The sequence below is a fragment of the Cupriavidus sp. 09_S30 genome, from assembly GCF_056930435.1.
In genome coordinates, this window is record NZ_JBXOWI010000001.1 from 1592908 (window position 1) to 1616115 (window position 23208).

Annotated in this window: 24 protein-coding genes and 2 pseudogenes; 15 read left to right on the plus strand and 11 right to left on the minus strand. The window is 62.3% G+C overall.

Going from position 1 to position 23208, the window contains the following annotated elements; translation table 11 throughout:
* Window positions 1-78: 78 nt before the first annotated feature.
* Window positions 79-459 carry a DUF6984 family protein gene (locus AC1Z3O_RS07675; protein WP_483514885.1) on the plus strand — a complete coding sequence of 127 codons (381 nt, stop codon included), beginning with the start codon at window positions 79-81 and terminating at the stop codon, window positions 457-459.
* Window positions 460-897: 438 nt separating this feature from the next.
* Window positions 898-1341, plus strand: coding sequence for a universal stress protein (locus tag AC1Z3O_RS07680; protein ID WP_483517543.1), 444 nt, complete (start codon window positions 898-900; stop codon window positions 1339-1341).
* Window positions 1342-1593: 252 nt separating this feature from the next.
* On the opposite strand, the gene AC1Z3O_RS07685 is transcribed toward AC1Z3O_RS07680, so the two are convergent.
* Window positions 1594-1785, minus strand: a complete 192-nt coding sequence (locus tag AC1Z3O_RS07685; RefSeq protein ID WP_483514887.1) for a hypothetical protein — start codon at window positions 1783-1785, stop codon at window positions 1594-1596.
* Between the two features lie 227 nt (window positions 1786-2012).
* Between AC1Z3O_RS07685 and AC1Z3O_RS07690 the strand changes: the two genes are divergently transcribed.
* On the plus strand, window positions 2013-2357 hold the full coding sequence (locus AC1Z3O_RS07690; protein ID WP_483514889.1) for a hypothetical protein: 345 nt from the start codon (window positions 2013-2015) through the stop codon (window positions 2355-2357).
* Between the two features lie 253 nt (window positions 2358-2610).
* Here AC1Z3O_RS07690 and AC1Z3O_RS07695 read toward each other — a convergent pair whose 3' ends face one another.
* Window positions 2611-4653: an aconitase family protein gene (locus tag AC1Z3O_RS07695; protein WP_483514891.1), complete on the minus strand. Its 2043-nt coding sequence runs from the start codon at window positions 4651-4653 to the stop codon at window positions 2611-2613.
* A 187-nt stretch (window positions 4654-4840) separates the two neighbouring features.
* Between AC1Z3O_RS07695 and AC1Z3O_RS07700 the strand changes: the two genes are divergently transcribed.
* The 3 genes from AC1Z3O_RS07700 (at window position 4841) to rraA (ending at window position 7360) form a co-directional block, all read left to right on the plus strand.
* Entirely contained in the window at window positions 4841-5743 is a 903-nt protein-coding gene (locus AC1Z3O_RS07700) for a LysR family transcriptional regulator (protein ID WP_483514893.1), read from the plus strand.
* A gap of 109 nt (window positions 5744-5852) precedes the next feature.
* Window positions 5853-6839: a Bug family tripartite tricarboxylate transporter substrate binding protein gene (locus tag AC1Z3O_RS07705; RefSeq protein ID WP_483514895.1), complete on the plus strand. Its 987-nt coding sequence runs from the start codon at window positions 5853-5855 to the stop codon at window positions 6837-6839.
* Between the two features lie 35 nt (window positions 6840-6874).
* The gene (gene rraA, locus AC1Z3O_RS07710; protein WP_483514897.1) at window positions 6875-7360 is read left to right on the plus strand and encodes a ribonuclease E activity regulator RraA; all 486 of its coding nucleotides are present in this window, start codon (window positions 6875-6877) and stop codon (window positions 7358-7360) included.
* 282 nt (window positions 7361-7642) lie between these two features.
* Here the strand turns inward: rraA and AC1Z3O_RS07715 are convergent, their stop codons facing one another.
* The 3 genes from AC1Z3O_RS07715 to AC1Z3O_RS07725 form a co-directional block, all read right to left on the minus strand.
* Entirely contained in the window at window positions 7643-8293 is a 651-nt protein-coding gene (locus AC1Z3O_RS07715) for an NAD(P)H-binding protein (protein ID WP_483514899.1), read from the minus strand.
* 107 nt (window positions 8294-8400) lie between these two features.
* Window positions 8401-8715: a hypothetical protein gene (locus AC1Z3O_RS07720; protein WP_483514901.1), complete on the minus strand. Its 315-nt coding sequence runs from the start codon at window positions 8713-8715 to the stop codon at window positions 8401-8403.
* 303 nt (window positions 8716-9018) lie between these two features.
* Window positions 9019-9819 carry a MipA/OmpV family protein gene (locus AC1Z3O_RS07725; RefSeq protein ID WP_483514902.1) on the minus strand — a complete coding sequence of 267 codons (801 nt, stop codon included), beginning with the start codon at window positions 9817-9819 and terminating at the stop codon, window positions 9019-9021.
* A 656-nt stretch (window positions 9820-10475) separates the two neighbouring features.
* Here AC1Z3O_RS07725 and AC1Z3O_RS07730 point away from each other — a divergent pair.
* The 4 genes and pseudogenes from AC1Z3O_RS07730 (at window position 10476) to AC1Z3O_RS07745 (ending at window position 13738) form a co-directional block, all read left to right on the plus strand.
* Window positions 10476-11240 carry a response regulator gene (locus tag AC1Z3O_RS07730; RefSeq protein WP_483514904.1) on the plus strand — a complete coding sequence of 255 codons (765 nt, stop codon included), beginning with the start codon at window positions 10476-10478 and terminating at the stop codon, window positions 11238-11240.
* Between the two features lie 44 nt (window positions 11241-11284).
* A complete protein-coding gene (locus tag AC1Z3O_RS07735) occupies window positions 11285-12526 on the plus strand; it encodes an ATP-binding protein (protein ID WP_483514906.1) in 1242 nt (413 codons plus the stop codon).
* Between the two features lie 58 nt (window positions 12527-12584).
* Window positions 12585-12785 (plus strand): annotated as a pseudogene (locus AC1Z3O_RS07740) (hypothetical protein); the annotation flags it as partial.
* Window positions 12786-12859: 74 nt separating this feature from the next.
* Complete coding sequence (locus AC1Z3O_RS07745) at window positions 12860-13738, plus strand: lipid A biosynthesis lauroyl acyltransferase (RefSeq protein WP_483514908.1); 879 nt, start codon at window positions 12860-12862, stop codon at window positions 13736-13738.
* Window positions 13739-14062: 324 nt separating this feature from the next.
* On the opposite strand, the gene AC1Z3O_RS07750 is transcribed toward AC1Z3O_RS07745, so the two are convergent.
* A complete protein-coding gene (locus tag AC1Z3O_RS07750; RefSeq protein WP_483514909.1) occupies window positions 14063-14347 on the minus strand; it encodes a hypothetical protein in 285 nt (94 codons plus the stop codon).
* Between the two features lie 265 nt (window positions 14348-14612).
* Window positions 14613-15272 carry a TetR/AcrR family transcriptional regulator gene (locus AC1Z3O_RS07755; protein ID WP_483514910.1) on the minus strand — a complete coding sequence of 220 codons (660 nt, stop codon included), beginning with the start codon at window positions 15270-15272 and terminating at the stop codon, window positions 14613-14615.
* 72 nt (window positions 15273-15344) lie between these two features.
* On the opposite strand from AC1Z3O_RS07755, the gene AC1Z3O_RS07760 reads away from it, so the two are divergent.
* Window positions 15345-16742 (plus strand): DUF1254 domain-containing protein, encoded by a 1398-nt coding sequence (locus AC1Z3O_RS07760; protein ID WP_483514912.1) that lies wholly within the window; start codon window positions 15345-15347, stop codon window positions 16740-16742.
* Window positions 16743-16971: 229 nt separating this feature from the next.
* On the opposite strand, the gene AC1Z3O_RS07765 is transcribed toward AC1Z3O_RS07760, so the two are convergent.
* Window positions 16972-17349 carry a RidA family protein gene (locus tag AC1Z3O_RS07765; RefSeq protein ID WP_483514913.1) on the minus strand — a complete coding sequence of 126 codons (378 nt, stop codon included), beginning with the start codon at window positions 17347-17349 and terminating at the stop codon, window positions 16972-16974.
* Between the two features lie 582 nt (window positions 17350-17931).
* Here AC1Z3O_RS07765 and AC1Z3O_RS07770 point away from each other — a divergent pair.
* Both AC1Z3O_RS07770 and AC1Z3O_RS07775 read left to right on the plus strand, forming a co-directional pair.
* Window positions 17932-18237 carry a hypothetical protein gene (locus tag AC1Z3O_RS07770; protein ID WP_483514915.1) on the plus strand — a complete coding sequence of 102 codons (306 nt, stop codon included), beginning with the start codon at window positions 17932-17934 and terminating at the stop codon, window positions 18235-18237.
* A 255-nt stretch (window positions 18238-18492) separates the two neighbouring features.
* Window positions 18493-19170 carry a nitroreductase gene (locus tag AC1Z3O_RS07775; protein ID WP_483514917.1) on the plus strand — a complete coding sequence of 226 codons (678 nt, stop codon included), beginning with the start codon at window positions 18493-18495 and terminating at the stop codon, window positions 19168-19170.
* A gap of 238 nt (window positions 19171-19408) precedes the next feature.
* Here AC1Z3O_RS07775 and AC1Z3O_RS07780 read toward each other — a convergent pair whose 3' ends face one another.
* Window positions 19409-19789: a VOC family protein gene (locus AC1Z3O_RS07780; protein ID WP_483514919.1), complete on the minus strand. Its 381-nt coding sequence runs from the start codon at window positions 19787-19789 to the stop codon at window positions 19409-19411.
* Between the two features lie 236 nt (window positions 19790-20025).
* Between AC1Z3O_RS07780 and AC1Z3O_RS07785 the strand changes: the two genes are divergently transcribed.
* Complete coding sequence (locus tag AC1Z3O_RS07785) at window positions 20026-20751, plus strand: alpha/beta fold hydrolase (protein WP_483514921.1); 726 nt, start codon at window positions 20026-20028, stop codon at window positions 20749-20751.
* A gap of 44 nt (window positions 20752-20795) precedes the next feature.
* Here AC1Z3O_RS07785 and AC1Z3O_RS07790 read toward each other — a convergent pair whose 3' ends face one another.
* Window positions 20796-21161, minus strand: a complete 366-nt coding sequence (locus tag AC1Z3O_RS07790; RefSeq protein ID WP_483514922.1) for a hypothetical protein — start codon at window positions 21159-21161, stop codon at window positions 20796-20798.
* A gap of 71 nt (window positions 21162-21232) precedes the next feature.
* Between AC1Z3O_RS07790 and AC1Z3O_RS07795 the strand changes: the two are divergent.
* Window positions 21233-21517 (plus strand): annotated as a pseudogene (locus AC1Z3O_RS07795) (NAD-binding protein); the annotation flags it as partial.
* A 121-nt stretch (window positions 21518-21638) separates the two neighbouring features.
* Here the strand turns inward: AC1Z3O_RS07795 and AC1Z3O_RS07800 are convergent.
* Window positions 21639-23027 (minus strand): uracil-xanthine permease family protein, encoded by a 1389-nt coding sequence (locus AC1Z3O_RS07800; protein ID WP_483514924.1) that lies wholly within the window; start codon window positions 23025-23027, stop codon window positions 21639-21641.
* Between the last annotated feature and the right edge of the window lie 181 nt (window positions 23028-23208).

A 23208-nucleotide genomic window follows, 5' to 3' on the forward strand; every position in this document is an offset into this window, starting at 1 on the left:
GAACACGCCGAGACGCACTTACCATCAGCGTCCGCTTCGGTCGTTAGCGGACAACTGCCTCTTCAGCAGGAGGATGCGATGTATAGTAGTTCAGACATCCATAATTTTCGCTCACCATCGGCGGCCGAAAGAGACCTGATCTCCGAATTGACTGCTTCCGAGTTCCCCGGGCGAGCGGAAGTGGTCAAGCAACTTCAGCAGTGTGTCGTCCGACTGATCGATGAGGACGGTAGCCTTGAAATAGGCGTTCCTTCAGACCCGATCGCGGCACCAGTGTTACATCGTGTTCCAACTGAGTTATATGGTCCTGATGTTGATGGGGTTCAAATCAGCGTTCTCCTGCATGTCGCTGATGGAGTTTGCCGAGAAATCGAGATCTTCAAGGTAGACGGAACTACTATCCAACGAATGCCCGCAATTTGGCAGCGATTCGTCCCTGGACCAGACGAAACGGAATGACGTTATTTGGCGCATTGAATGACCGTTTTGGGAAAATGCGTCCGTCTGCTCAGGGTCGATCAGAGACTCTCACGCACCCTCGTGCCGGCCCACACGTGGGCGTGTAGGCTGCACCGCAAAGCCGCTCGGTTCAAAGTTAAGTGAACCGAGCCCCGGATGATTCAAGCTTAGAAGAACCGTGGGTTCAACGTCCGTTGAACGGGTTGCCCGCAAAGACTCAGATTGTTCGTGTGCGCTGTGCAGCGTTATTTGAACAGCGACACCTGAGCCATCGCGATGCCCTTTGCCGTGTGATGGCTCCTCGATTGCCGTGAGGCTTTCTGCACCTATACTCAGTCAGGTAATAGGCGTTTGTGCAATGAGTGGCGATGCCTTGGCCCCTGGCTTGATACGATGAGCGGTTACTCGCACGAGCGCAATGAGCCCGAGGAGGACATGATGTTCAAACATGTGCTGCTGGCGGTTGACGGCTCGCCTTTGGCCGAAGCGGCCTTTCATAAAGCGATCGCGCTTGCACGCGAGATGAATGCCCGCGTCACGGCGGTGCGGGTCTGGCCGAACTTCCACGTGGACGTGCGGGCCCGTGAAATCGAAATGCCGACCGAGAGCCGCGAGGAGTACGTGAAGGGGGCACGCGAAGAGGCGACCCGGTACCTGAGCGGGCTCGCAAGCGAGGCCAATGCCGCTGGGGTAAATTGTCAAACGACCTTCGCCGTCAACGACCACCCCTACGAAGCCATCATCAAGACGGCCGAAGACCAGGACTGCGACCTGATTGTGATGGCGTCGCACGGACGGCGCGGCGTGCAGGGGCTCCTCATCGGGAGCGAAACGCAGAAGGTCCTGACCCACAGCAAGATCCCCGTGTTGGTGTACCGGTAAAGCCATGGCATCCGTGCGGGTTCGCCGAACGCCCATCGGGAACGGCGTCTCCATCGAAAGCAACACGCCGGTGCAGGTGTCGAGGTTCACTTAACTCTGAACTTTGTTCGCTCAACTCTGAACCTGGTTCGTCAGCGATCCGGAGGGCGGGCGCCTCTTGCCGTCAAAGGCAGCGGCAATGTTGCCGCTCGCGTGGTTGTCGACCGGCTCAGTTCGGCCAGAAGCGGCCCTTGGGGTAGTTGCCTGAATCCGTCACGCGCGCTTGCCGCTTACGTCAAGCACTCGGGTGGAGACGTAGGTGCGGGCCCCGTCTGGCCATTCCACGCGTACCTCGGTCGGGCTCACGACGCGGGTAACGGTCAGGCGCTTGCCGCGAAATACCCAACTGGTGCCGGGCTTGTACAGGCTCGCGCGGCATGCCGCGCGGCGTTGTCTGCTGTTCATGGTTGGGGGTCCGGCCCGCCGTTCGGGCGGGCTGTGGTTTTCGTCAGGTGGGTGAGCGTCGGTCGCGCGCTCGATTCAGGGACGGCGCGTCAGGCAGGCCAAAGCTTACACGACCCCGCCCGGGAGCCGGCCGGTGTCGGAGTCCGGCCAGAAGCACTCATCGACACCCGCTTAAAATTCGTTGAAAATTTCCCGCTGCCGGACGGTCCGGTGCCACGGAGACGAGGGTGACGATCCCAGAGTTCGAGCAAATTGACGCAATACTTTCGGGGCGTGTGTGGAACCTAGTCCATCGTTACTGTGATGGCGCCTGGAGCCACCTGCCGACGTGTTGGACTGCTTTGTTTCCCGATATCGTTGCGGAAGCCCGGCGCCGAGGTTTGGACTGCTTTGTTACCGCAAAGCCAAGAGCTGAAGGCTATTGGTTGGTACAAACAGAATCTGGTTACGCCACCTTCTATTTGGAGCGGGGCATCCGGATGTACCACAAAGAATTCGACCAACTTGAGCAGACCTTTGAAGCATGGCTGGAGCAGGAAATGAACTCTCAGCAGCTTCCCATAAGGCGATAGCGTCCTGACGGCGTTCTAGCTAGCGCTGGCGGGAGTAGGGCGAACTGCGGTCCGCTACCCGGGCACTAGGGCCGGGTCCGGCCAGTTTGAGTCAGTCGGCCCCAGACCTTCGATGACCGCGATGGTCGATGAAAAGACTATCGCTCCTGCGTTCTGGATGGCCGCTCATGAGCGGACACCGGACCTTAGCCAATGCCGGGCTGTTCGCTCATTGGTCGACTCGGCAGTTGATCGCTCGTGGCCGGGGCGAGTGTCAGGAATTTTCCACACGGTCGCTAACCTGCGACTCTGCCACCGGGCAGCCTACTGAAGGCTCACTGGTGCGAGGATCGGCTCGCTCTTGTTCTCGCAACTCTTTAAAGGACACAAGGCGTCCGGCGATTGCACTTGCGGCGACCGTCGGCGGGCTTGCCAGCCACACTTGGCCGGGGCCGGAACGCCCCGGGAAATTGCGGTTGATGGAACTCACGGTTACCTGGCCATCGTTGGTCGATGATCCCGGTCCGCAGTTTGCGCACGCTCCGCAGGATGGCTGGAGTATCCTCGCGCCGACAGCCTCGAAGGCCGGCATATAGCCTTTCGCGATGCAATAGTCGCGCACGGCGGTCGTGCCGAACTGCAGGTAGAGTGTCACGTTCGGCGGGACCCTCATCCCGTGCTCCGCGGCCCAGCGGAGGACGGCGTGGTACTGGTCGAAATCCTCGCGCTTGCCTGCCGTGCACGAGCCGCCGTAGGCGATGTCCACGGTTGCGCGCTCGGCCAGCGCTGCCAGCGGCAGGCTGTTTCCGGGGTCGCCCGGCCGCGCGACCATCGGGCTCAGCGTGCAGCAGTCGATATCGAGCGTCAAGGCATAGCGGGCGTTGGCATCGCTTCGCATCCAGGGCTCGACCACAAAGCTGATGCCGCGCCGTTCCTTGAGGAAGCGCACCGTCTGCTCGTCCGGGGCGACAATGCCGGTAAAGCCGCCGAGTTCGGCACACATATTGGTCAGCGTCGCGCGCTCATCGATGGACATGGCGGCGATGACCGGCCCGGAGAATTCGAATACCTTGCCCACACCCGCCCCGGCGCGGATGTCATGGCGCGCGAGAATGTGCAGGACCACGTCCTTGGCCGTCACGCCCGCAGCCAGCGTGCCGTCCAGACGGACGAGGATGGACTCCGGCATCGTCATCCGCACGGCCCCCGTCACGAAGGCATTGGCCATGTCGGTGGTCCCGACGCCAAAGGCGACGCAACCCAGTGCGCCGCCATGCGGCGTATGCGAGTCGGTCCCCACCACGACCTGGCCCGGCAGTGCATAGTGCTCGGCCATCATTGCATGGGAGATGCCCGCGACGTTGCTGCCGTCATCGTTATGGGACTCTTCCTCGGTCAGGGTGCGATGAAAGCGCAGGCCATAGTCACCGACAAACTCGCGCTGGGCCCCGCGCATCGCCATCACGTTGCGCACCAGGCCACCACGCACGTGCGCCGGACTCTCAGTCACGTACGACGTGTGGTCTTCGAATACGACGATCCGGTCCGCATCCTTCAACGATACCGGCTTGCCGAACGCGGCATGCAGCATGTGGGCGCACATGCCGGTGTAGTACTCATGAATGAAGCGCCAGTCCGCACGTACGAAGATGCCGTCTCCGGCAGATGGATCTGACGGGGTCACCGGCGTGGCGAGGGTGTGGCGGGAGACGATCTTCTCGAAGATGGTGCGTGGCCGGTCGCCCAGGTCGGTGGGTGCCGCGCCGACCCCTTGCAGATGCGCCTGCCCGAACGCCAGCAGGCCGCCCGCCCGCAGGATCGACCCGGCAAGCACGTCCCGTCCGGCCATCAGCGTATCCAGAGGAATCTCCTCGCCCGCCATCAGCCGGGGGATCAGGCTGAAGTCTGTCGAGGTGAGCAGGCCGATGTTGTCCGCATTCTGCCGATAGATACGCTCGAAGCTCTTCGCGATGACCAGCCGGATGCCCGCAAGCTTTTCCGCCGCGGGGCTGTGCTCGCGGGACGAGCCCTTGCCATAGCGATTGCCGGCGACCGTGACGCTGAACCCGCCGCTGCGGATGGCATCCACGCCAATGGGCAAGTACCCATCGACCTTGAAGCCGGTGTAGGGATACTTTCCCAACGCCTCGTCATAGTGGGTCAGGATCGGCACTGGAGTGATCTCGTCGGTCGACACATCGTCCCGCAGCGGACCGGCCTCGTCCGCCTCAAGCCTTTCCCCCTTGAGCTGGCGTTCCATCAGCGCCATGGAATCGGTAAGGAACAGAATGCGGCCAGTCGGCCTGAACACGTTCATGCGCGTCTCCTGAACAATACCCCCCGACTCTATGGCCGCAAGCCGCGCCGGGCCAAGCGCTCATCCGGCAATCCGGCTATCGCCAGGCGGGATATCCGGGTATACCCCCATGCCACCAGCAGCGCTATTGTCCGGATGCAGAGTCCGGACGACACTCCGTCCATTCAGTCGACCGATACCGTCCCCCATGCCCCGCATCGATCCGATCAGTATCCAGTTGTTCCTGGCCGCAGCCCGCGAGGGATCCATCAAACGCGCCGCGGAAGTCGAGCATATCGCCCAATCCGCGTTGAGCCGGCGCATTGCGGAGCTGGAGCGCAGCCTGGGCGTGGCGCTGTTCATCCGCTCGCCGTCGGGGGTCGAGCTGACCGACGCCGGCGCCCGCGCAATGGAACTCGGCAGGAAGCTGAATGACGACATCGCCGCGTTCGCCCGTGAGGTGCAGGACTTCGGGGACAAGGTGGCCGGCGTGGTACGGCTGTCGGCGAGTCCGTCGGCCATCATCGGCTTTCTGCCGGAACGCCTGCATGCGTTTCAGAAAGCGCACCCGCGCGTGGAGATAGCGCTGTATGAACGGTCTACGGCAGAAACGCTGCGCGCGTGCCTGGACGATCGCGCCGATATCGGCATCGGCGTGGCGACACGGACGCCGGCCGGCCTGGAGTCATGGCATTTCGCCAGTGATCCGCTGAATGTCGTGCTGCCCTCGGCCCATCCGCTGGCCAGGCGCAAGCGGCTGCATTTTGCGGAAGTCCTGGCGCATCCACTGGTCGTGGTGCAATCGGGCGGCGCGCTGGACCAGGAGTTGCGCGAGCAGGCGGCGAACCTGCGGCTGCCGATCAACCAGTGCGTGGCCGTGTCCAGCTTTGAGGCCGGTTGCCGGATGGTCGAGGCAGGCCTGGGCATCGCGGTGCTGCCGGAGAGCGCGAGTGCGGCCTACGCCGGCACTCGGCGCTTCGTGCGCATCCCGCTGGACGAACCATGGCGGGAGCGCCAGCTCCTCGTCTACGCGCCGTACAAGTCGCCGCGGCTGCGGGCCATCTCGTCCTTGCTCGCCGCCTTGCGGACAAAGGAGGCTATGCCCGGCTGAGATACCGGGTCCGACGCATTAGCATGCTTCTCCGGTCGGCGGGCGGGTCTAGACTCGCTCGACAAGGCATTCGGCAGGCAATGCCCACACCAAGACTGGAGACAACGATATGCCAATCTCGCTGACCGCGCGGGCCCGGAACGCCCTGGGCGCACTGACACTCCTTGTTGCCGCCGGGGCCCTGCCCGTGCAGGCGCAGCCCATTGACGGAAGGCCGGTCCGGCTGATCGTCCCGACCCAATCAGGCTCGCAAGCCGATGCTGTCGCCCGCGTGATGAGCCAGACATTGGGCAGGAATCTCGGTCATCCCGTGGTGGTCGAGAACATCGCCGGGGCCGGCGGCGTGCCGGGCACGCAGCAGATCGTGCGGGCACCCAGGGACGGCTCCACGCTGGGCCTGATCTCGTCGAACCATGTCATCAATCCGTTCATCTACAAGCGCCTGCCGTATGACAGCCTGAAGGACATCACGCCCATCACGGTGATCGGAACCGTGCCACTCGTGCTGGTAGTGAATCCTTCGGTCCCCGCAAGCAATACGAAGGAGCTGATTGCGCTGCTCAGGAGCAAGCCAGGAGAGCTGAACTATGGCTCGTCGGGCAATGGCACGGTGCTGCACCTGGCTGGCCAGTTGTTCGTCAGCCAGGCGAAGGTGGACGTGCGGCATGTCCCGTACAAGGGCGCCGGAACCTACACGACGGACCTGCTTGGCGGGCAGGTGCAGATGGGATTCCTGACGGTCCCGGCCGTCCAGCCGCTGCTCAAGGCCGGCAAGCTCAAGGCGATTGCCGTCTCCACGCCCCAGCGTGTGCCCGGCCTGCCTGGCATCCCCACACTGGCCGAATCCGGACTGCCACAGTACAGCTTCGATGCGTGGCTGGCGATCATCGGTCCGGCGGGCATGCCCGCGCAAGACGTGGCGGACCTGCAAAAGAAGATCAAGGCCACGCTGGGAGAACCGGCGATCCGTGACAGTCTTGCCGCCCAGGGGGTGGTCATTCTCGGCAGCGGGCCGGAGGAAGCAGCGCCGTTCCTGAAGAGCGAGCTTGAAAAACATGCCCGCATCGTGAAGCAGGCCGGCGCCGCGCTGAACTGAACATCGGCTGGCGATCCACCACATTCCCCTGATCCATGATGCAAAACCGCACAAGCGATCTCGCCGACCGGCATCCTGGTCTGGTACGCGGTCATTCCAGTTCTCTCATCAGCTATGGGGGCCGCAAGGCCTTCGCCGGCGCCGTGGAAACCGTCCGTACCTTCGAAGATGCGCAGCTTATCCGGCTATGCCTGTCCCAGCCAGGCGCGGGCCGCGTCCTGGTTGTCGATGCCGGCGGATCGCGTCGCGTGGCCGTGCTGGGCGACAACATGGCGCGCCTGGGCATGCAGAACGGCTGGGCGGGCATCGTCCTGCATGGCGCGGTACGCGATTGCGACGCGCTGGCGGAACTGGATTTCGGCGTGCTTGCGCTGGGGGCTGTTCCGCTGCGCGGCAACCACGCAGGGACTGGCGAGCGGGGATGCCCGGTCGATTTTGCAGGAATGCAATTCCTCCCCGGCAACCATCTGTATTGCGATGCCGATGGCATCCTCCTGACTGACTGGCCGTTGCCGAACTAGCCGTCGCAGGCGTGAATCAGGAACTCCCGCAGTGCATCACGGTGCGGCTTTGGCCATGTGAGGCGGCCAGAGTGTACAGCGCGGCGACATGGCGCAAGGCGTTGCTGGCTCAATACCCTGAAGGCGCGCGCATGCCAGCTTCCGTCTACTGCGGATGACAGCTTCTGAGTGCTCACCCGCCGGTCGTCATGCAGAATCGAAAGACTGCAATTCGGCCAAGCCAGCCGTTCGGTCTAGTCAAGCTGCGAGATGTTGCTTCCATACCGGACGCAAAGCGGAAAATCACTTCGTGGCGCGCATCGACCCGGACAGCATAACTGTCTTGCCCGTAGCTCGAGGCACCGCAATCAGCAAAGCTTTTGCGACGTCAGCAGCCACGATTGGCTTGTAGTTCGAGGGAATGAGGAAGCCGACTGCTTTGCTGAACGCAAATCCAAGCTGCTCGCCCCGCCGATTCGGCTTCCCCACAATCGCCCGATCCCCAACAAGAAGAGATGGACGCGCAATAACCAGCCCTTCAAACGGCATTGGCGTCAACGCGTTCTCGAGATCCCCCTTCACGCGGCTATAGAAAACTTTCGAGTTGGAGTCGGCTCCCATCGCGCTCACCAAGCCCAATTTCCTGACGCCAGCGATCAATGCCGCCTTCGCCACCGCCAGATTGGCATCGTAGTCGATGGCGCGGAATTGAGCTTGGCTGCCGGCGACTTTGATTGTGGTCCCAAGCGCCAGGTACAACTCGTCTGCAGCCGGCAGGGAAGGTAGGGCGGCAAAGTCGACGACATGGGCTGTCAGTTTGGGATGTTGAATCCCTGGCGGCGTGCGGCCGAGGCTGTGTACCTTGGCCACCGTTTCGTCGGCCAACAAGCCATTAAGAATCTCTCTACCAACCAAGCCGGTGGCGCCTGCGATGATGACTGTTCGATTTGCCATGGGCAGATACTCCGTAATGATCGGAAATCCGGTCAAGCTGATGCTTGACCGGTGAGGTCGAAGGTATGTCGGACCGGCGCGTCAGGCAGGCTCTTCGGTCCGCGCACTCAGAGACGACCTTCCTTAAGCAGCATCTCTGCCTGCAGGATGATCTCCTCGACAAACCATCCATCCTCGGCCGCTTTGGCGAGCCGCTCAATTGACAAGGTGTCCTGCAGTGCGCGGTTGTCACTGCGCGTGAGGCGCACGGTAGCGCCGGACTTGTGAACTGCAGTCCGGGAGATGGGTTCGATCGTCCAATTGGACAGCCACACGGGCGGCTCGTTGCCGGTCATTGCTCGATCAGTGGTGGGATTTCTATCGCTGAGCGTGCCAAGGGCGTCGAAGACGACGGCGCGGATGGGTTGGATGACCGGTGTCATGGTTGGGTGCCGGTTGAGCCGGGTTTCTCCCTAGCGAGAGAATAATCCCACTTGTAGTGGGCGAGCTACCACCTAGGCTACCGTCCAATGTAGCAGGAGTGTCATTGCGACGCTCGGACCCATCGATGGCGGCCGCTTCCGGCCAGTTTGAGTCAATCGCCCGCAGATCCTAGATGACCAAGTTGACCGAAAAGCCGACAGCCACCTGAGCAGAACGAATGGCCGCTAGCGAGGCAAAAACCGCCTCCGCTGCGGTGGCAGCCCCCGTGCCCAGGTTCGGTCACAAGTCGTCCTACTCGCCGGCTAGAAGCGGTACGCGAGGCCGACCGAGCCGAACATGCTCGTGCGCCGCTCGACGATTGGGCTGTTCGCTGCGTCGCCCAGCAGGGAACCGACGCCGAGCGTGCTTCGCATCGACCAACTATTGTCGAAGCGGTGTTCCCAGGATGCCTTGGCGTTAATGCTGGTGAAACCTGCGGACGGGTGGTACTCGGGAAGGCCTTGCGTGCTGTTCGCGGCTTGCTGGCTGTTAATGCCGAAGTAAGTCTGCGCGGCCGACGAATTTGACCATTCGGTTCCGGCACCAATGGATACGCGATCCTTGCCCGTGTCGATGACCGCATAGGCCAGGTCCAGATGGACATGGCCGCCATAACCTCCATGCGCGGACTGCAAGAATTTGATGCTTGCGCTAGCAGGGCCTTCGTGCCAGCGCATAAAGGCTCCGTATTGGAGGTTTCTTGCGATGTCGCCTGTACCGCTCAAGCGGGCGGCATCGCCCTCCTTGCGACCGAGGCCGATCGCGATAATCGGCCCAACAGATATGTTCGACGTGAGCGGATAGGCGACACCCGCGCTGAGACCATCGACGAAGAAGATTCCCTGCGAAAGAGAGAGGTACGGTAGCGGTAGCGCTCGATACGCCTTTGCACCTCCGTACTTCGGTTGAAAGCCAGCGGCAAGACCGATGCTGTCTGCTTGGGACTGTTGGGCAGATGCCGTCGGGCCACAGATCGTAGCGGCACCTGCGACTGCCGCGGCGACGAGGAAACGACAACGGCGAATGGGACCGAAGGCTTCGGACGATGAGATTCTTTCCAGCATTTGATAATTGGCTCTATCGGTAACGCGGCGCACCGCAACGGCTTGCGCCGTTGCGCCTCTGGAGAGGACGGCCGACCAGATCAGCGGACCACCACGAAGGCGTGCCGCGGTATTGCCCTATAGCGGGCTCACATGGTCACGACGGCGGGCGGCGACGCCACGACATAAGCTGGCGGAGCGACAACGATGGGTGCTGCCACAAACGCGGGCGAGGCCACATAGGTTGGGGCTGCAGGGAGCGCGGGCACAGCCGGCGCCACGGCGACCGGAGCAGGCACGCTGACGCCAATAGCGACGCCAGCGAATGCGTTGGTTGTGGTGACGCCAAGCAGCATGCTGCTGGCGAAGCTCAAGAATAGGGACCGCAGTTTCAAGGGACGTCTCGATTGTTCGCATCACGCCGACCGTCGGAACGTGATGCGCGCAATGTAGAGGAGTGAACCGGCGCAGTCTGTTGGAAAGTTATGTCAGGTAATTTCAGCGCCCGGATCCGGCGGCGCTGGATTGCGATGACATAAGTTGAAATGAAGTGTTACAAACGGAAGGTGATCTCTCGCTTAGACTGGCGCCTCGCTGGCTCACCCGATTCGTGGCCCAGTACAGGCGCTAGAGCGCTCAGTCCAATCCTTTCCCCGCAAGTCGCTCAGTACTGGTTCATGTCGATACCCGCTCACACGCAAAAGGAAATCCAGGCGGGCCGGATCATTGTGCTCGACGATGAACCCGAAATTCGTGGAATGCTGCAGCGTTACCTTGTCGCGCAAGGTTTTGAAGTACGCGCCGTGGCGAACGGCGCACAACTCGATGCCCTCCTCGAACGCCAGCCACACGATTTGTTGATTCTCGACCTGATGATGCCCGGCGAAGACGGCTTATCGATTTGCCGGAGACTGCGCGCACACGGTCATGCAATACCGATCCTGATGCTTACCGCCCGTGGCGACGCTATCGACAAGGTGGTGGGCCTGGAAATGGGCGCGGACGACTATCTTTCCAAGCCTTTCCTGCCGAACGAGCTCGCCGCACGCGTTCGTGCAATGTTGCGTCGCCGGCAATTTCTTGTCCGTGACCAGACGTTGCGCGGTGAACTCTTGCCGCAATCGGAGGTTGGCGCGCTTCGCTTCGGCTCCTTGCGACTGGACCTGTGTCGTGAAGAATTGTCGCGAAATGGCGAGCCTGTCAGTCTCGGTTTTACGGAGATGCGGCTGCTATGCGCGCTCGCCGCGACGCCCAACCGGGCTGTCAGCCGGGCTCACCTGATAGAACGGGCGCATGGGCGGGGATACGAAGCGAATGAGCGCAGCGTTGACGTCCAGGTGCTGAGATTGAGACAGGCTGTGGAAGCAGATGCGTCAGAACCACGGCATATCCGTACCGTTTGGGGACTGGGCTATATGCTTGTCGCGGAGTTCGATCGGTGATGCGTGTGTGGCCTCGATCTCTGCTGGGACGAAACCTCGTCATATTGTTCACATTGGTAGCCGTCAGCCAGATCTGCACGATCGCGATCCTTGTGGTGTTCGTCCAAGATCCGAGGATAGAGGACGCGGCATCGCTCGAGGCAGCACAGATTATGCTCCTAGGCAACGTCCTGTCGGAACTGCCGAATTTGCAACGGCAAGAAAGGCTGACACAGATGGGGGCGATGCCGGGCGACGCGTTTCCGCCTGCAACCCATTCGGAGCTGCCGCGTAGCTATGTGGCACGCCGGTTCATGATGCGCTTGGCAGCCAAGCTGCCAGCGGACCTCCTGGTCCGTTGGGAAAAGTCGCCGCAACACCGATTCTGGGTCCGCATGAGTGTTGGCGGAGCGTATCGCTGGATAAGGCTCCCACCTATCCCAGTTGTGAATCACAGTGTCCCGTGGAGCACGATCGGGCTGCTACTGATGCTGGCGACAATCCCGGCGCTCGGGGCCTATCTCATTCACAGGAATATCGAAGGCCCGCTGCGGCGACTCACGAGAGCTGCGAGCAGCATTGAGCGTGGGGTCTGGCCGGACGCCGTATCGGTCAAAGGTCCGCTCGAGGTGGCTGTTGTCGCCGAGGCATTCAACCGGATGATCAGCGTGCTCAGCGAAATGGAGGCGACTCGGGCAGAGATGCTGGCGGGCATCTCACACGATCTCCGCACGCCGCTAACCAAGTTGCGGATGGCCATCGCCGCGCCAGAAGCATTCGACGCACCGATGATCAGCGCGGAACGTTTCGTCGAGGAAATCGACGTGATCATCCAGCAGTTTGTGGATTTTGCGCGCGGCGGCGATAGCGAAACGGCCGTCCCAGGCGACCTGAACGCACTGATCGAGCAGCTTGCCGCGGACTACGCCGGTCTTGGACATTCATTCAGTCTCTTGCTGGCTCCGTTGCCTCCGCTATCGTTTCGCCCGATCAGCATTCAGCGATTGCTGATGAATCTGATGCAGAACGCCGTGAACTATGGTCGCACTGGGTTGTCGGTGGAAACTCGGCACGAGGGTAGATGGATCGTTGTATCGGTCGAGGATCGCGGACCTGGCGTTCCGGAGGCGACTTTGCCACTGATAAAGCAGCCGTTTCGACGTGGTTCGAACGCCAAAGACAAACGGGGCACAGGCCTCGGGCTCGCAATTGCCGAGCGGATCGCGTTGCAGCATGGGGGCAGGCTCGATCTTCAGCTACGCGAGCAGGGAGGATTACGTGCATTGGTTTTCCTGCCCGCCACTTAAACAGTTCTGGCGCGTAGACGCCGCGCTTGGCACCGACAAGCCGTCCGCAACGCGCGGGCCAGACAGGTCCTTCGAGGCCGCAGTGGTGATCTGTCGTGAGGGACTGCATCCCCAAGGCGAGGAGGCACGCACCTACCGCCTCAATGCCGTACCATGGTAGAACGTGGGTGCGGCACGACGTGGTGCGCTTCGCTACGCAGAAGAGATTATCGACGGACTGGCCGCGGAGAAGTCCATAGTCCCGCTCCAGCAGCAATAGCCAGTTGTGCCAGGCCTGTCACATCTGTAGATTCCCCTCTGTGCCATCAAGGCCTCTGCGCCATCAAGGATGTGATGATCTCTCGGCTCAACGCTGCTCTGTTTGTCCTTATGCTCAAGGCCTTCGCGGCCTTCCCCTATGGATGGTCTGCACGATTCGGTGCGACACTTGGATCATTGCTCTACTGCATACCCAGCCGCAGGCGAGATATCGTGCATATCAATCTGTCCCTCTGTTTCCCGGAACTGGACGAGGTGGGCCGGCGTAATCTTGCCCGGACGCACTTCCAGCACGTGATGCGCGGCTACATCGAACGGGGCGTGCAATGGTTTGGCGATGGCCGCAAGCTCCATGATTTGACGGAGTTGGAATCCCAGATCGACCTGGCGTCCTGCGCCGAGACGCCGACCATCTTTCTAGGCTTCCATTTCGTGGCGATAGAGGCCGGATGCATGTTCTATTCTATGGGGCATCCCGTGACGTCGCTCTATACGCGGATGAAGAACCGGGCGCTCGAAGCCATCGCCAAGACGCAGCGCGAACGCTTTCATGCGGTCATGGTGCCGCGGAACAACAGTGCGAAGCAGGTTATCCAGTCTTTGCGCGGCGGCGTGCCCGTCATGTTGGCGGCTGACATGGACTTTGGCCTCAAGGACTCTGTCTTTGTACCGTTCTTCGGGACCCCGGCCTGCACACTGACGTCGGTATCGCGGCTCGCCAAGCTCACCGGGGCGCGGGTCGTGCCATTCACCACCGAAGTGCTACCCGACTACCGCGGATATAAGCTTCGCGTGTTTTCGCCCCTGCCCAGCTTCCCATCGGATTGCACGGAGACGGACGCACGGATGATGAATGCCTTCCTCGAAATGCAGATCCAGCGAATGCCCGAGCAGTACTACTGGGTACATCGCCGCTTCAAGAACCGGCCCGAGGGGGAGCCGGCGATCTACTGAGCGAGTGCGGCTGGGCGTCGGTAACCGGTTAGGATGGGCGCTCATGTTGCATCAGACATGTTCCATATCCGGCCTAGAGCGTCGGCTTTGGAGAACGGTGACCGTCTCATCTGGGCCGGGAGCGGGCGTCTGCGCCAGGCGGACTCCGTGAGGTCCTTGACGAAGCTCCGTGCCAACTCGTGACCAAGGTCGTGGCGGAAGTCGCCGCCAAGCAGCAGCGCAAGCCGTCGGAGATCTGGAACAGCCTGCTCAGGATGGAGCAGGCGCTGGCGGCCACGCGCGACTGTGGATTCAACCGGTGGATGCAACACCGGTCGACTCGCGCTAGCCCAATAGGAAAGGCAAGGCTTGCTTTAGATCCGGAAAGACAATAGCGCCACGCGCAATCAGGATGTCCGCTTTCGGAGGAGTGCCGACGCCAACGAATTCGAGACCGAGATACTCGGCGACTTCAAGGTCCCAACGCCCGTCTCCGATGGAAACCGTACGGCAAGCCGACCCAATGCCATAGCGCTGTCGCGCAAGCTTGACCGCAGCAGCGACAAGATCTGTCCGTGAAGGGTACTCCGACGCTGTAACAAGTAGATCGTCGTCGAACGGGATACTCACGGCCCGTAGTTTCCGTTCGCTGACGCGTCTCACGCCCCCAGTCCACGGATTCAAGCTTTCTGAAGTCGAGCCGGGTTGATCGTGCGAATGACACTTTCGCAAGCAGGCGCGCCCGTCTTCAGATGCGCGACGGGGTCATAAGTCGTCGATGGGCGTGTCAACATCAGGCAGGTGGCCTCCTGGTCCGCCACACGGGTCGCTTGCCGGATGTTCGGCCGCATGCATAGGCCCTTGCCGACGGGAATCTCGAACGCGCGCAACGTGTTCAGGTCCGGCTCGCCGCCTCGCGGGCGCACTCGCGCAGGAAGCCACGTACCAATGTGAACAGGCTGTCTTCGAAAGCCGCGCTGGCAAGCCATTGCTCGTCGTACGACAGCGCGCTGCCGATGGCACCCATGATGGAGCGGGTGAGCACGAAGGCCTGGATGGGGGAGAGCGCCACGACTCGCCCGCCGGCGTCGCGGATTCCTGCCGAGCTCAGGAAGGTCGACACATGCCCGGGCGTGACCAGCGGATTGCCTCCGCTCGCGATGGCCTGTTCGAGCACGATGCGGCGTACCCGGTGCCGTCCGCCGAATGCGCCAAGCAAGGTGCGGATGACCTGCCGGAGCCGTTGGTCCGGTGTCTGTACATCTGGCTCGGTCAGGACCGCCAGCAGTTCCGTCGTCAGGCGATCGCTTTCGCGCTGCGCCAGTTCATCCAGTACCTGCCGCTTGTTGGGGAAATACTGGTAGAGCGTGCCGATGCTGATGCCGGCCACCTCGGCAATACGGTTGGTCGTCAGGGCATCCAGTCCTTCCTGGTCGAGGATCTGCTGCGTCGCCTCCAAGATGAGTTCGACCTTCTCGCGCGAGCGGGCCTGGCGCGGCCGACGTCTGGCAAGTGACTGATCTGTATGGGGTTTTTCCTTCGATTGCGAGGCCATGGAACGCGAGTGGCAGGATGTGAGTAATGCTCATATTATCGGCACCAATCGAACTACAAAAGGAGGAGACCGATGTCACCCAGCCAGCGACGCCCCGCCTTGGCCAAACGCCTGCTTGCCTTCACCGCCGCATGCCTGAGCGCGAATCTTGCCGCCGCGGCCGCACCAGATTGGAGCCCGACGCCTGCCGCGCCGTCGCAGGAAGCCACGCTGCACCAGGCCTTCGACTATGCCTTTCCGCTGGTCGCCATGGGGCGCCTGCGCGCCCGCATGCTGGGCGCGGATGCCAAGCCTGGCGCCTCGCGGCTGAACACGTGGCTGCACCAACACAAGCTGTCTGGCCCGGATGACCGCTGGGTGACCACGCCCAACAACGACACGGCGTATTCCACGTTGTGGCTGGACCTGCGACAAGGGCCCGTGGCCCTGTCGGTTCCGGACATGGCCGGCCGCTACTACTCGCTCGCCTTCCTCGACATGGCGACGAACAATTTCGAGCTGCTCGGCCGGCGCGCCAACGGCACGCGCGGCGGCACCTTTGTCGTGGTCGGGCCGGACACGACGCAGCCGCTGCCGCCCAATGTTCAGGTGATCCGCGCGCCGGCCAACGACGTGCTCGTGCTGGCGCGCATTCTCGTCAACGGTGACGCCGACATGCCCGCCGTGACGGCTTTGCAAGACCAGTTCAAGGTGCAGCCGCTGGACGCGGGCAAGACGCCGCCCCTGTGGCAGGCGGCGCCGCCGGTCGAGCAGAGCCCGCAGGCCTTCGTCGACATGGCCAACCTGATGCTGGCGCGCAACCCCGCGCCGCGCTATGAAGACGCGTTGGTCCAGCGTCTGGCCTCGGTCGGCATCTGCGGTGCGGCTTGCCGTTGGGATGCGCTGTCGCCGGAGGTCAAGACGCTGTGGGCGCGGCAGTTGCCGGCCATGCTGGCCTCGCTCAAGGGCGGGCTGTCCGCCACCGGCGCCAAGAGCGAGGGCTGGTCCTATTCGAAGGACAACCTCGGCGATTTCGGCACCGACTATGCGTACCGCGCGCAAGTCGCCCTGGGCGGCCTGCTGGCGCTCAAGACCGTCGAAGCAATGTATCCGGTCAGCTTCGCCGATCAACAGCAGCAGAAGCTCTCCGGCGCCCATCGGTATCGCCTGCACCTGCCGGCGGGCGCGCTGCCGGTCAACGCGTTCTGGTCGCTGTCGATGTACGAGGTGGAGTCGGACGGCAAGCTGTTCTTCACGCCCAACCCGATCGGACGCTACGCCATCGGCGACCGCACCGCCGGCCTCAAGACCGGCCCGGATGGCGCGATCGATATCGTGATGCAGCGCGATGCGCCGGCCGACCCGGCCCAGCGCGCCAACTGGCTGCCCACCCCGGCCGGCGACTTCGCCCTGGTGCTGCGCGCCTACGAGCCCAAGGCCGAACTGCGCGATGGCCGCGCGCGCGTGCCGGCCGTCGAGCGGCTGGACTGAGCGCGCCGCCTCTCGGGCCACCACCGGCACGCCGTGCGGAACGCCGGTGGTGGAGGTTCGGGTAGCGCGGGCGCGTGTGGGCCAGGGCCGCATGCCCATGCGCATGCCCATGCGGCTTCTCACCGTGGGGCGGTGAAAGTGTGCGTCGATCCTGGCCGACGCTGAGCGACCACGCGGTGGAAATCGGAGCTGACAGCCAAGAATCCCTACGGTCGGGCACGCTCCGGCTTCATGCCTTATAGGCAATGGCCTCGATTTCTACCTTGCTCCCGACCATATTCTTCGTCTGCAGAGTCGAGCGCGATGGCTTGTGGTGAGGAAAAAAATCGCCGTAGACGCGATTGAATTCAGTGAAGTCATGGGCGTCTTCGAGCCAGACAGTTACCTTTACAACATCCTCAAGCACGCAACCTGCCAGCGCGAGCACCTGTGCGACGTTCTTCAAGGTCTGGCGGGCATGAGCCTCTATCCCCCCCGTGATGATGTGCCCGTCTTCGTCCCTGGCGACTTGACCGGACACAAACACAAAGCCGCCTGCCTTCGTTGCCAGCGAGCGCGGCAAGCCACATGTACCCGGGTTGATCTCGGCAAAGCACTCGATCGTCATTTTCGCCTCCTTCGGGAAGAGAACTTACGAGCCCGTGCAATCGACGATGATCGAGCAGGGCTCTTCACGGAAAGCATTGGTTTGTTCTACGCCTGCCACGCACAGCCGTTCAGCCACTGGGTCCGCTACGGAAACGGTCCGGCCCAGGCCAGGATCACGGCGGTCCTGTGAGATTCAGATGACTCGTTACTGTATGTTCTAGCTGTCATGGCGTGGTCCGGGTACTGCGCCGCGCGCGCTCCGAATGTGCGCCGGCCCACTGCGCGCCGCGCGGCATTTTGTAACCCCGGCTTAGGGTCACGTTATGGCGGCCGGTTTGAAGACGTCAAATCCGGCCGCCGTTCCGCACATGCTGCGCCGCGACAAATGACGCATTGCGGCGCGGCATTGTCAGATCGGTGCGCGATATGCACCTGCGCCGCCACTGCACCATCAATCCGCTGTAACAAAATTCGCTCGCCTTCCTGCCTCCATGGCGGCACACTGCGATCCAATTGCGCCGCGTCGCGGTACGGAACAGGCTCTCGGCCTCGCACGCTCCGCCTCGCCGCGCCGCGCTTCTACACTACTCGGGAAAACAACATGAAACGCTCACTGATCGCCCTTGCATTCGCCAGCGTTGGCCTCTCGCTGTCGGGCCTCGCCCATGCCGTGGACGTCAACGTGAACATCGGCGTGCCCGCGCCGGTCCTCGTCGCGCCTGCGCCCGTCGTGGTCGCACCCGCGCCGGTCGTGGTCGCGCCCGCCATCGTCATCGGCTGGCACGGCGACCGCTACTGGGACGGCCGCCGCTACTGGCAACGTCGCGAGTGGGAAGACGAGCAGCGTCATCACGGCCACGGCGGCTACCACTGCCCGCCGGGACACGCGAAGAAGGGCGAATGCTGAGCAACGCAACGCACTGACCGCCTGCCCACAGAAAGGCCGCCCCGAGACGTTTCACCGTTCGGGCGGCCTTGCCGTTCATACAAGCTGCGCGCCGGACTGGCTCCACCCGGGAAGCAGGGCGAGCGGTCTGCCCGGTCCCGCCAGCGAAGGAGCGCGCGTGGAATCCAGGGCGATGGAAGCTTGGATTCGGGTCTTCACATCGCCCGCACCTTGCGGCAACACCCCAGGCTACCGATATCAATCAGCGAGAGAACCATGAAATTCGATGAGGTGATTCAGCAACGCCGCAGTATCCGAGGCTACTTGAACAAGCCCGTTCCGAAAGAGTTGATTCGGGAGATTCTGACGTTGGCGATGCGCGCCCCCACGTCATACAACACGCAGCCTTGGAACTTCTACGTTGTCGCCGGCAATGTCCTGGACCGCATCCGCCAAGGCAATGTGGAGCGCAACCTTGCCGGCGTACCGGATTCACGGGAATTCCGCATCGGGCCGGGCTATGACAGCGTCCACAGGGAGCGTCAGATCGGCGTCGCCAAGCAACTGTTTGCTGCGATGGGCATTGCACGCGAAGATCAGGACGGGCGGCGCGAATGGGTGCTGCGTGGCTTTCGCCAGTTCGACGCGCCGGTCTCCATTATCGTGACCTATGACCGGTCTATCCACGGCAGCGATGTCGCGCCATTCGACTGCGGTGGCGTCGTCAACGCCATCGTCAATGTCGCCTGGTCCCGCGGCCTGGGGTGCGTCATCAATAGCCAGGGCATCATGCAATCCCCGGTGGTCCGCGCGGAAGCGGCCATCCCGGATGATCAAGTCATCCAGACCTGCATTGCAATGGGGTGGCCAGACGAGTCGTTTCCGGCCAATGCGGTGGTCTCGCACAGGAAATCCGTGGATGAGGCTGCGCGGTTCATGGGGTTTGATGACTGACGATTGTTCGGGCGGGACTGGGTTTCTCCACAGACTCGGCTGGCAGCAGCCATCGCCGTGAGCAACTGGCGTAGTCGAGGACGATGGGTCGGCTACGCCTCAGTTGAACGCGTCGAGGCCGGCATCAAGGCGGCCTCACCCCGGGGGGGTTATGAAGTGGCCGAGTCAACCTCGCACTGCGCCGCCAACTCCCAGCCCCATCGCAGTCCAACTTCTCCAGCGGGTTCTGCGGGATCCATTACGTCAGGGCAGCGGGGTCGTGGCAAACCACTTCGATGTTGTGCCCGTCAGGCCCAATGACGAACGCCGCATAGTAGCTCGCATGGTAGTGCGGGCGCAGACCTGGCGCACCATTGTCTATGCCGCCCGCCTCCAGGGCCGCGCGATAGAAAGCTTCGACCTGCTGGCGATTCTCAGCCCTGAACGCCAGGTGAAGATGCGCAGGCTTTTCCTTGGTTTGGAACAGGCAGAGCGAAGCCTTGCCTTTCGGGCTAAGCTCGACACCGTACGTCGGCGGCCCCTCCGAGACAAGCGCTACACCGAGCGGTTCGAGTGCCTTGAGGAAAAACGCCTTGCTCGCTGCGTAATCGCTGACTCCGAATTTGACGTGGTCAAACATGAGCGCTCCTGAAGCGTGTGGGCCTTCGGGATCCTACCTCTTGGACCTCGGGGATGTCCAAAAGCGGCCTTGGCCCGCTCGGCATGATTTACCGACGATTCCCAACCTCAGCCGAATGCGATTGACGTAGAAAGACCGGATTGCCCTTGCGACAAGCGCTCGCTGAGATGCGGAAAGCCGTACCGGCCAGCCGGCCTTGCGGCTTTGTCATCGCATCATTTTTTAGTGGAGAAGACATGACGACATTTGTTCTGGTTCATGGATCTTGGCACGATGGCTCAACATGGGACGCCGTCGTTCGCAGACTTGTAAGTCTGGGCCACACCGCACATGCGCCGACGATGGCGGGACATGGTATCGGCGTACCCAAAGACGTCAACCATGCGCAATGCACACTGTCCATGGTCGATTACGTAGTGAATAACGATCTACGCGACTTCGTGCTGGTTGGCCATAGTTTCGGCGGAACAGTCATTGCGAAGATAGCGGAAGCAATTCCCGACCGAATTCGCCGCTTAGTGTTCTGGAATGCCTTCGTTCCTCAGGACGGAAACGCACTTCTAGATGAGGCCCCTCCCAACTATAGAGACATGTTTAGCAGTCTCGCCGCAGCATCCGACGACAATACCGTTATGTTGCCGTGGCCCGTTTGGCGGGAGGCGTTTATGAACGATGCGACCGAAGAGCAAGCGCGTAGTGCATATGCGAGACTTTCCTCCGAGCCGTTCCAGCCGCTTGCCGACAAGCTGGATCTCAAGAAATTCTACGCTTTGCAAATTCCCAAGAGCTATTTGAATTGCACGGAAGATACGGCGCTACCGCACGGAGAATGGGGCTGGCATCCGCGTATGTCCAGTCGACTTGGCCTGTTCAGGTTGGTGCAAATGTCGGGCAGCCACGAAGTTATTTTCACCAATCCAGACGGACTTGCTGAGAAAATCATCGAAGCTGGTCGAGATTAGTCACAAGTTAATCAGGGCAACCCGAAGTGGCCACCTCTGGATGATCAGTCGGGTTGCTCGTCGTCCGTCGATTCGTTGAGCAAGTGCCCGTACGCGTCAATTTCCTTCTGCGTTCGCGCCTGGCTTTCCGAGATCTTTTCGGGCGTAACTTCACCGTCGATAAACTCGACCGATACCCGATACACGCGTGGATCCTTGTCCACGATCCCTTGCAAGACCTTGTCGAAGAATTTTTCACCGGCTCGCAGGCCCAGTGGCCGTGGTACCAGCACCTTAACCAGCAGGATTTCGTCGTCTCCGCTACCTTCCGCCACTTCAGCCAGGGCAGATCTCAGATAGCCCTTCAGTTTCAGGACACTCAGGTCACCGGGTATCCCAACATGCGATACGCGAATAGATTTCTTGGCCATGCCGATTGCTTGAGCGTGTTGTCGAAGAACTGAATATACCGCACGGTTGAGAAGTGCCGATTGCTGGCTGCTACGGACTCGACATGAAACAGTTCCAGGCCGTGCTCGACGCGGAACCGATGGCGAGCAATGTGTCGCGCGTGAAGGTCGGCAAGCTCGTGAGCGAGGATTTCAAGGTGCAGGCGTCGATCGTCGACGTGCTGAAGAACAACCGGCTTGCGGCCGAGGCTGCGCGCAACGCGAACCTCGCGTCGCGGCTGCTCGACGTGTGCGTAAACCTGTACACGGAGACGGTCAGGCTGGGCCACGGTAACAAGGACATGGCGGCCGTGGAGCGGGCGATAGAGGCGCGAAGCGCGCGTAGCGCCGCGCGTTGCGCGGCTCCCGCCTTATCTGGCGCGGGATCGCCGCGCCCGTGCCGGGATGGCTCCCTTCGACAAGACAGGCCGCCCGGAATCCGGGCTGCCTTCCTGAGCGTTACTTCTTCTCCGGCAAAAACCAGTTCATCACGAGCGCACAGATCCCGCCGGTCGCGACGCCCGATTCCAGCACGTTCTTCAGCGCATGCGGCAGGCTGTTGAGAATCTCCGGCACCTGCGATACGCCGAGCCCCAGCGCCAGCGACACCGCAATGATCAGCAGCGCGCGGCGGTCGAGCTGGATGCCCGAGAGAATGTTGATGCCCGACGCGGCCACCGCGCCGAACATCACCATCGCCGCGCCGCCCAGCACCGGCTCCGGCACGGCCTGCAGCGCGCCGGCCACGACCGGGAACAGGCCGAGCACCACGAGCATCCCGGCGATCCAGATGCCGACGTAGCGGCTGGCGACGCCGGTAATCTGGATCACGCCATTGTTCTGCGCGAACACGGAGCTCGGGAACGTGTTGAACACGCCGGCCAGCAGCGAGTTCGCGCCGTTGACGAGCACGCCGCCCTTGATCCGCTGCATCCACACCGGCCCTTCGACCGGCTCCTTCGAGATCTTGCTGGTGGCCGTGACGTCGCCGATCGCTTCGAGCGACGTGACGAGATAGATGATCAGCATCGGTACGAACAGCGACCACGAGAAGCCGATGCCGAAGTGCAGCGGCGTCGGAATCTGGAACAGCGCGGCCTGCTGCATGCCGGTGAAATCGAGGCGGCCGAGGAACGCGGCCGCGAGATAGCCGATCACGAGCGCAATGACGAGCGCGGTGCTGCGCACCCAGACGATCGGCACGCGATTCAGCAGGATGATCGTGCCGAGCACGAGGCATGACAGGGTCAGGTTCTCGGCGCTCGCGAACGTGTGGTTGGCCATCGCGCCAAAGCCGCCGCCCATGCTGATGAGGCCGACCTTAATCAACGTGAGGCCAATCAGCAGCACGACGATGCCGGTGACGAGCGGCGTAATCAGGCGCTTCACGAACGGCAGGATGCGCGATACGCCCATCTCGACAAACGAACCGGCGATGACGACGCCGAAGATCGCGGCCATCACGCTCTCGACCGGCGTGCCCTGCTTGACCATCAGGCTGCCGCCGGCAATCAGCGGGCCGACGAAGTTGAAGCTCGTGCCCTGAACGATCAGCAGCCCGGCGCCGAGCGGGCCGAAACGCTTGCACTGAAGGAAAGTCGCAATGCCGGAGATCACCAGCGACATCGACACAATCAGGGTCGTATCGCGGCTGGACACGCCCAGCGCCTGGCAGATCAGCAGGCCGGGCGTAACGATCGGCACGATGATAGCCAGCAGGTGTTGCAGCGCGGCGACGAAAGCGATCATCGGCGAGGGCCGGTCGTCGGGGCCGTAGACGAGGTCGCGGGACGCGTCTGCGTCATCGGCGCCGTGGGAGGCGGGTTGGGCGGGGGAGGCGAGTTGCATGGCGAGCGCGCCGGACGAGGTGGAAAGGGCGGCATTTTAGCGGAAGGGCCCACCGGTGGGCGGATGCCAGGCCGGTTTGCCCGGGGCGACGTACTAGGTTCGACGCCGTCGCTCATGGTTCCGGGTAATCCATGGCGCGTCACGCCTTCGCACGCTCGTCAGCTTGGCGAATCACTTGGCT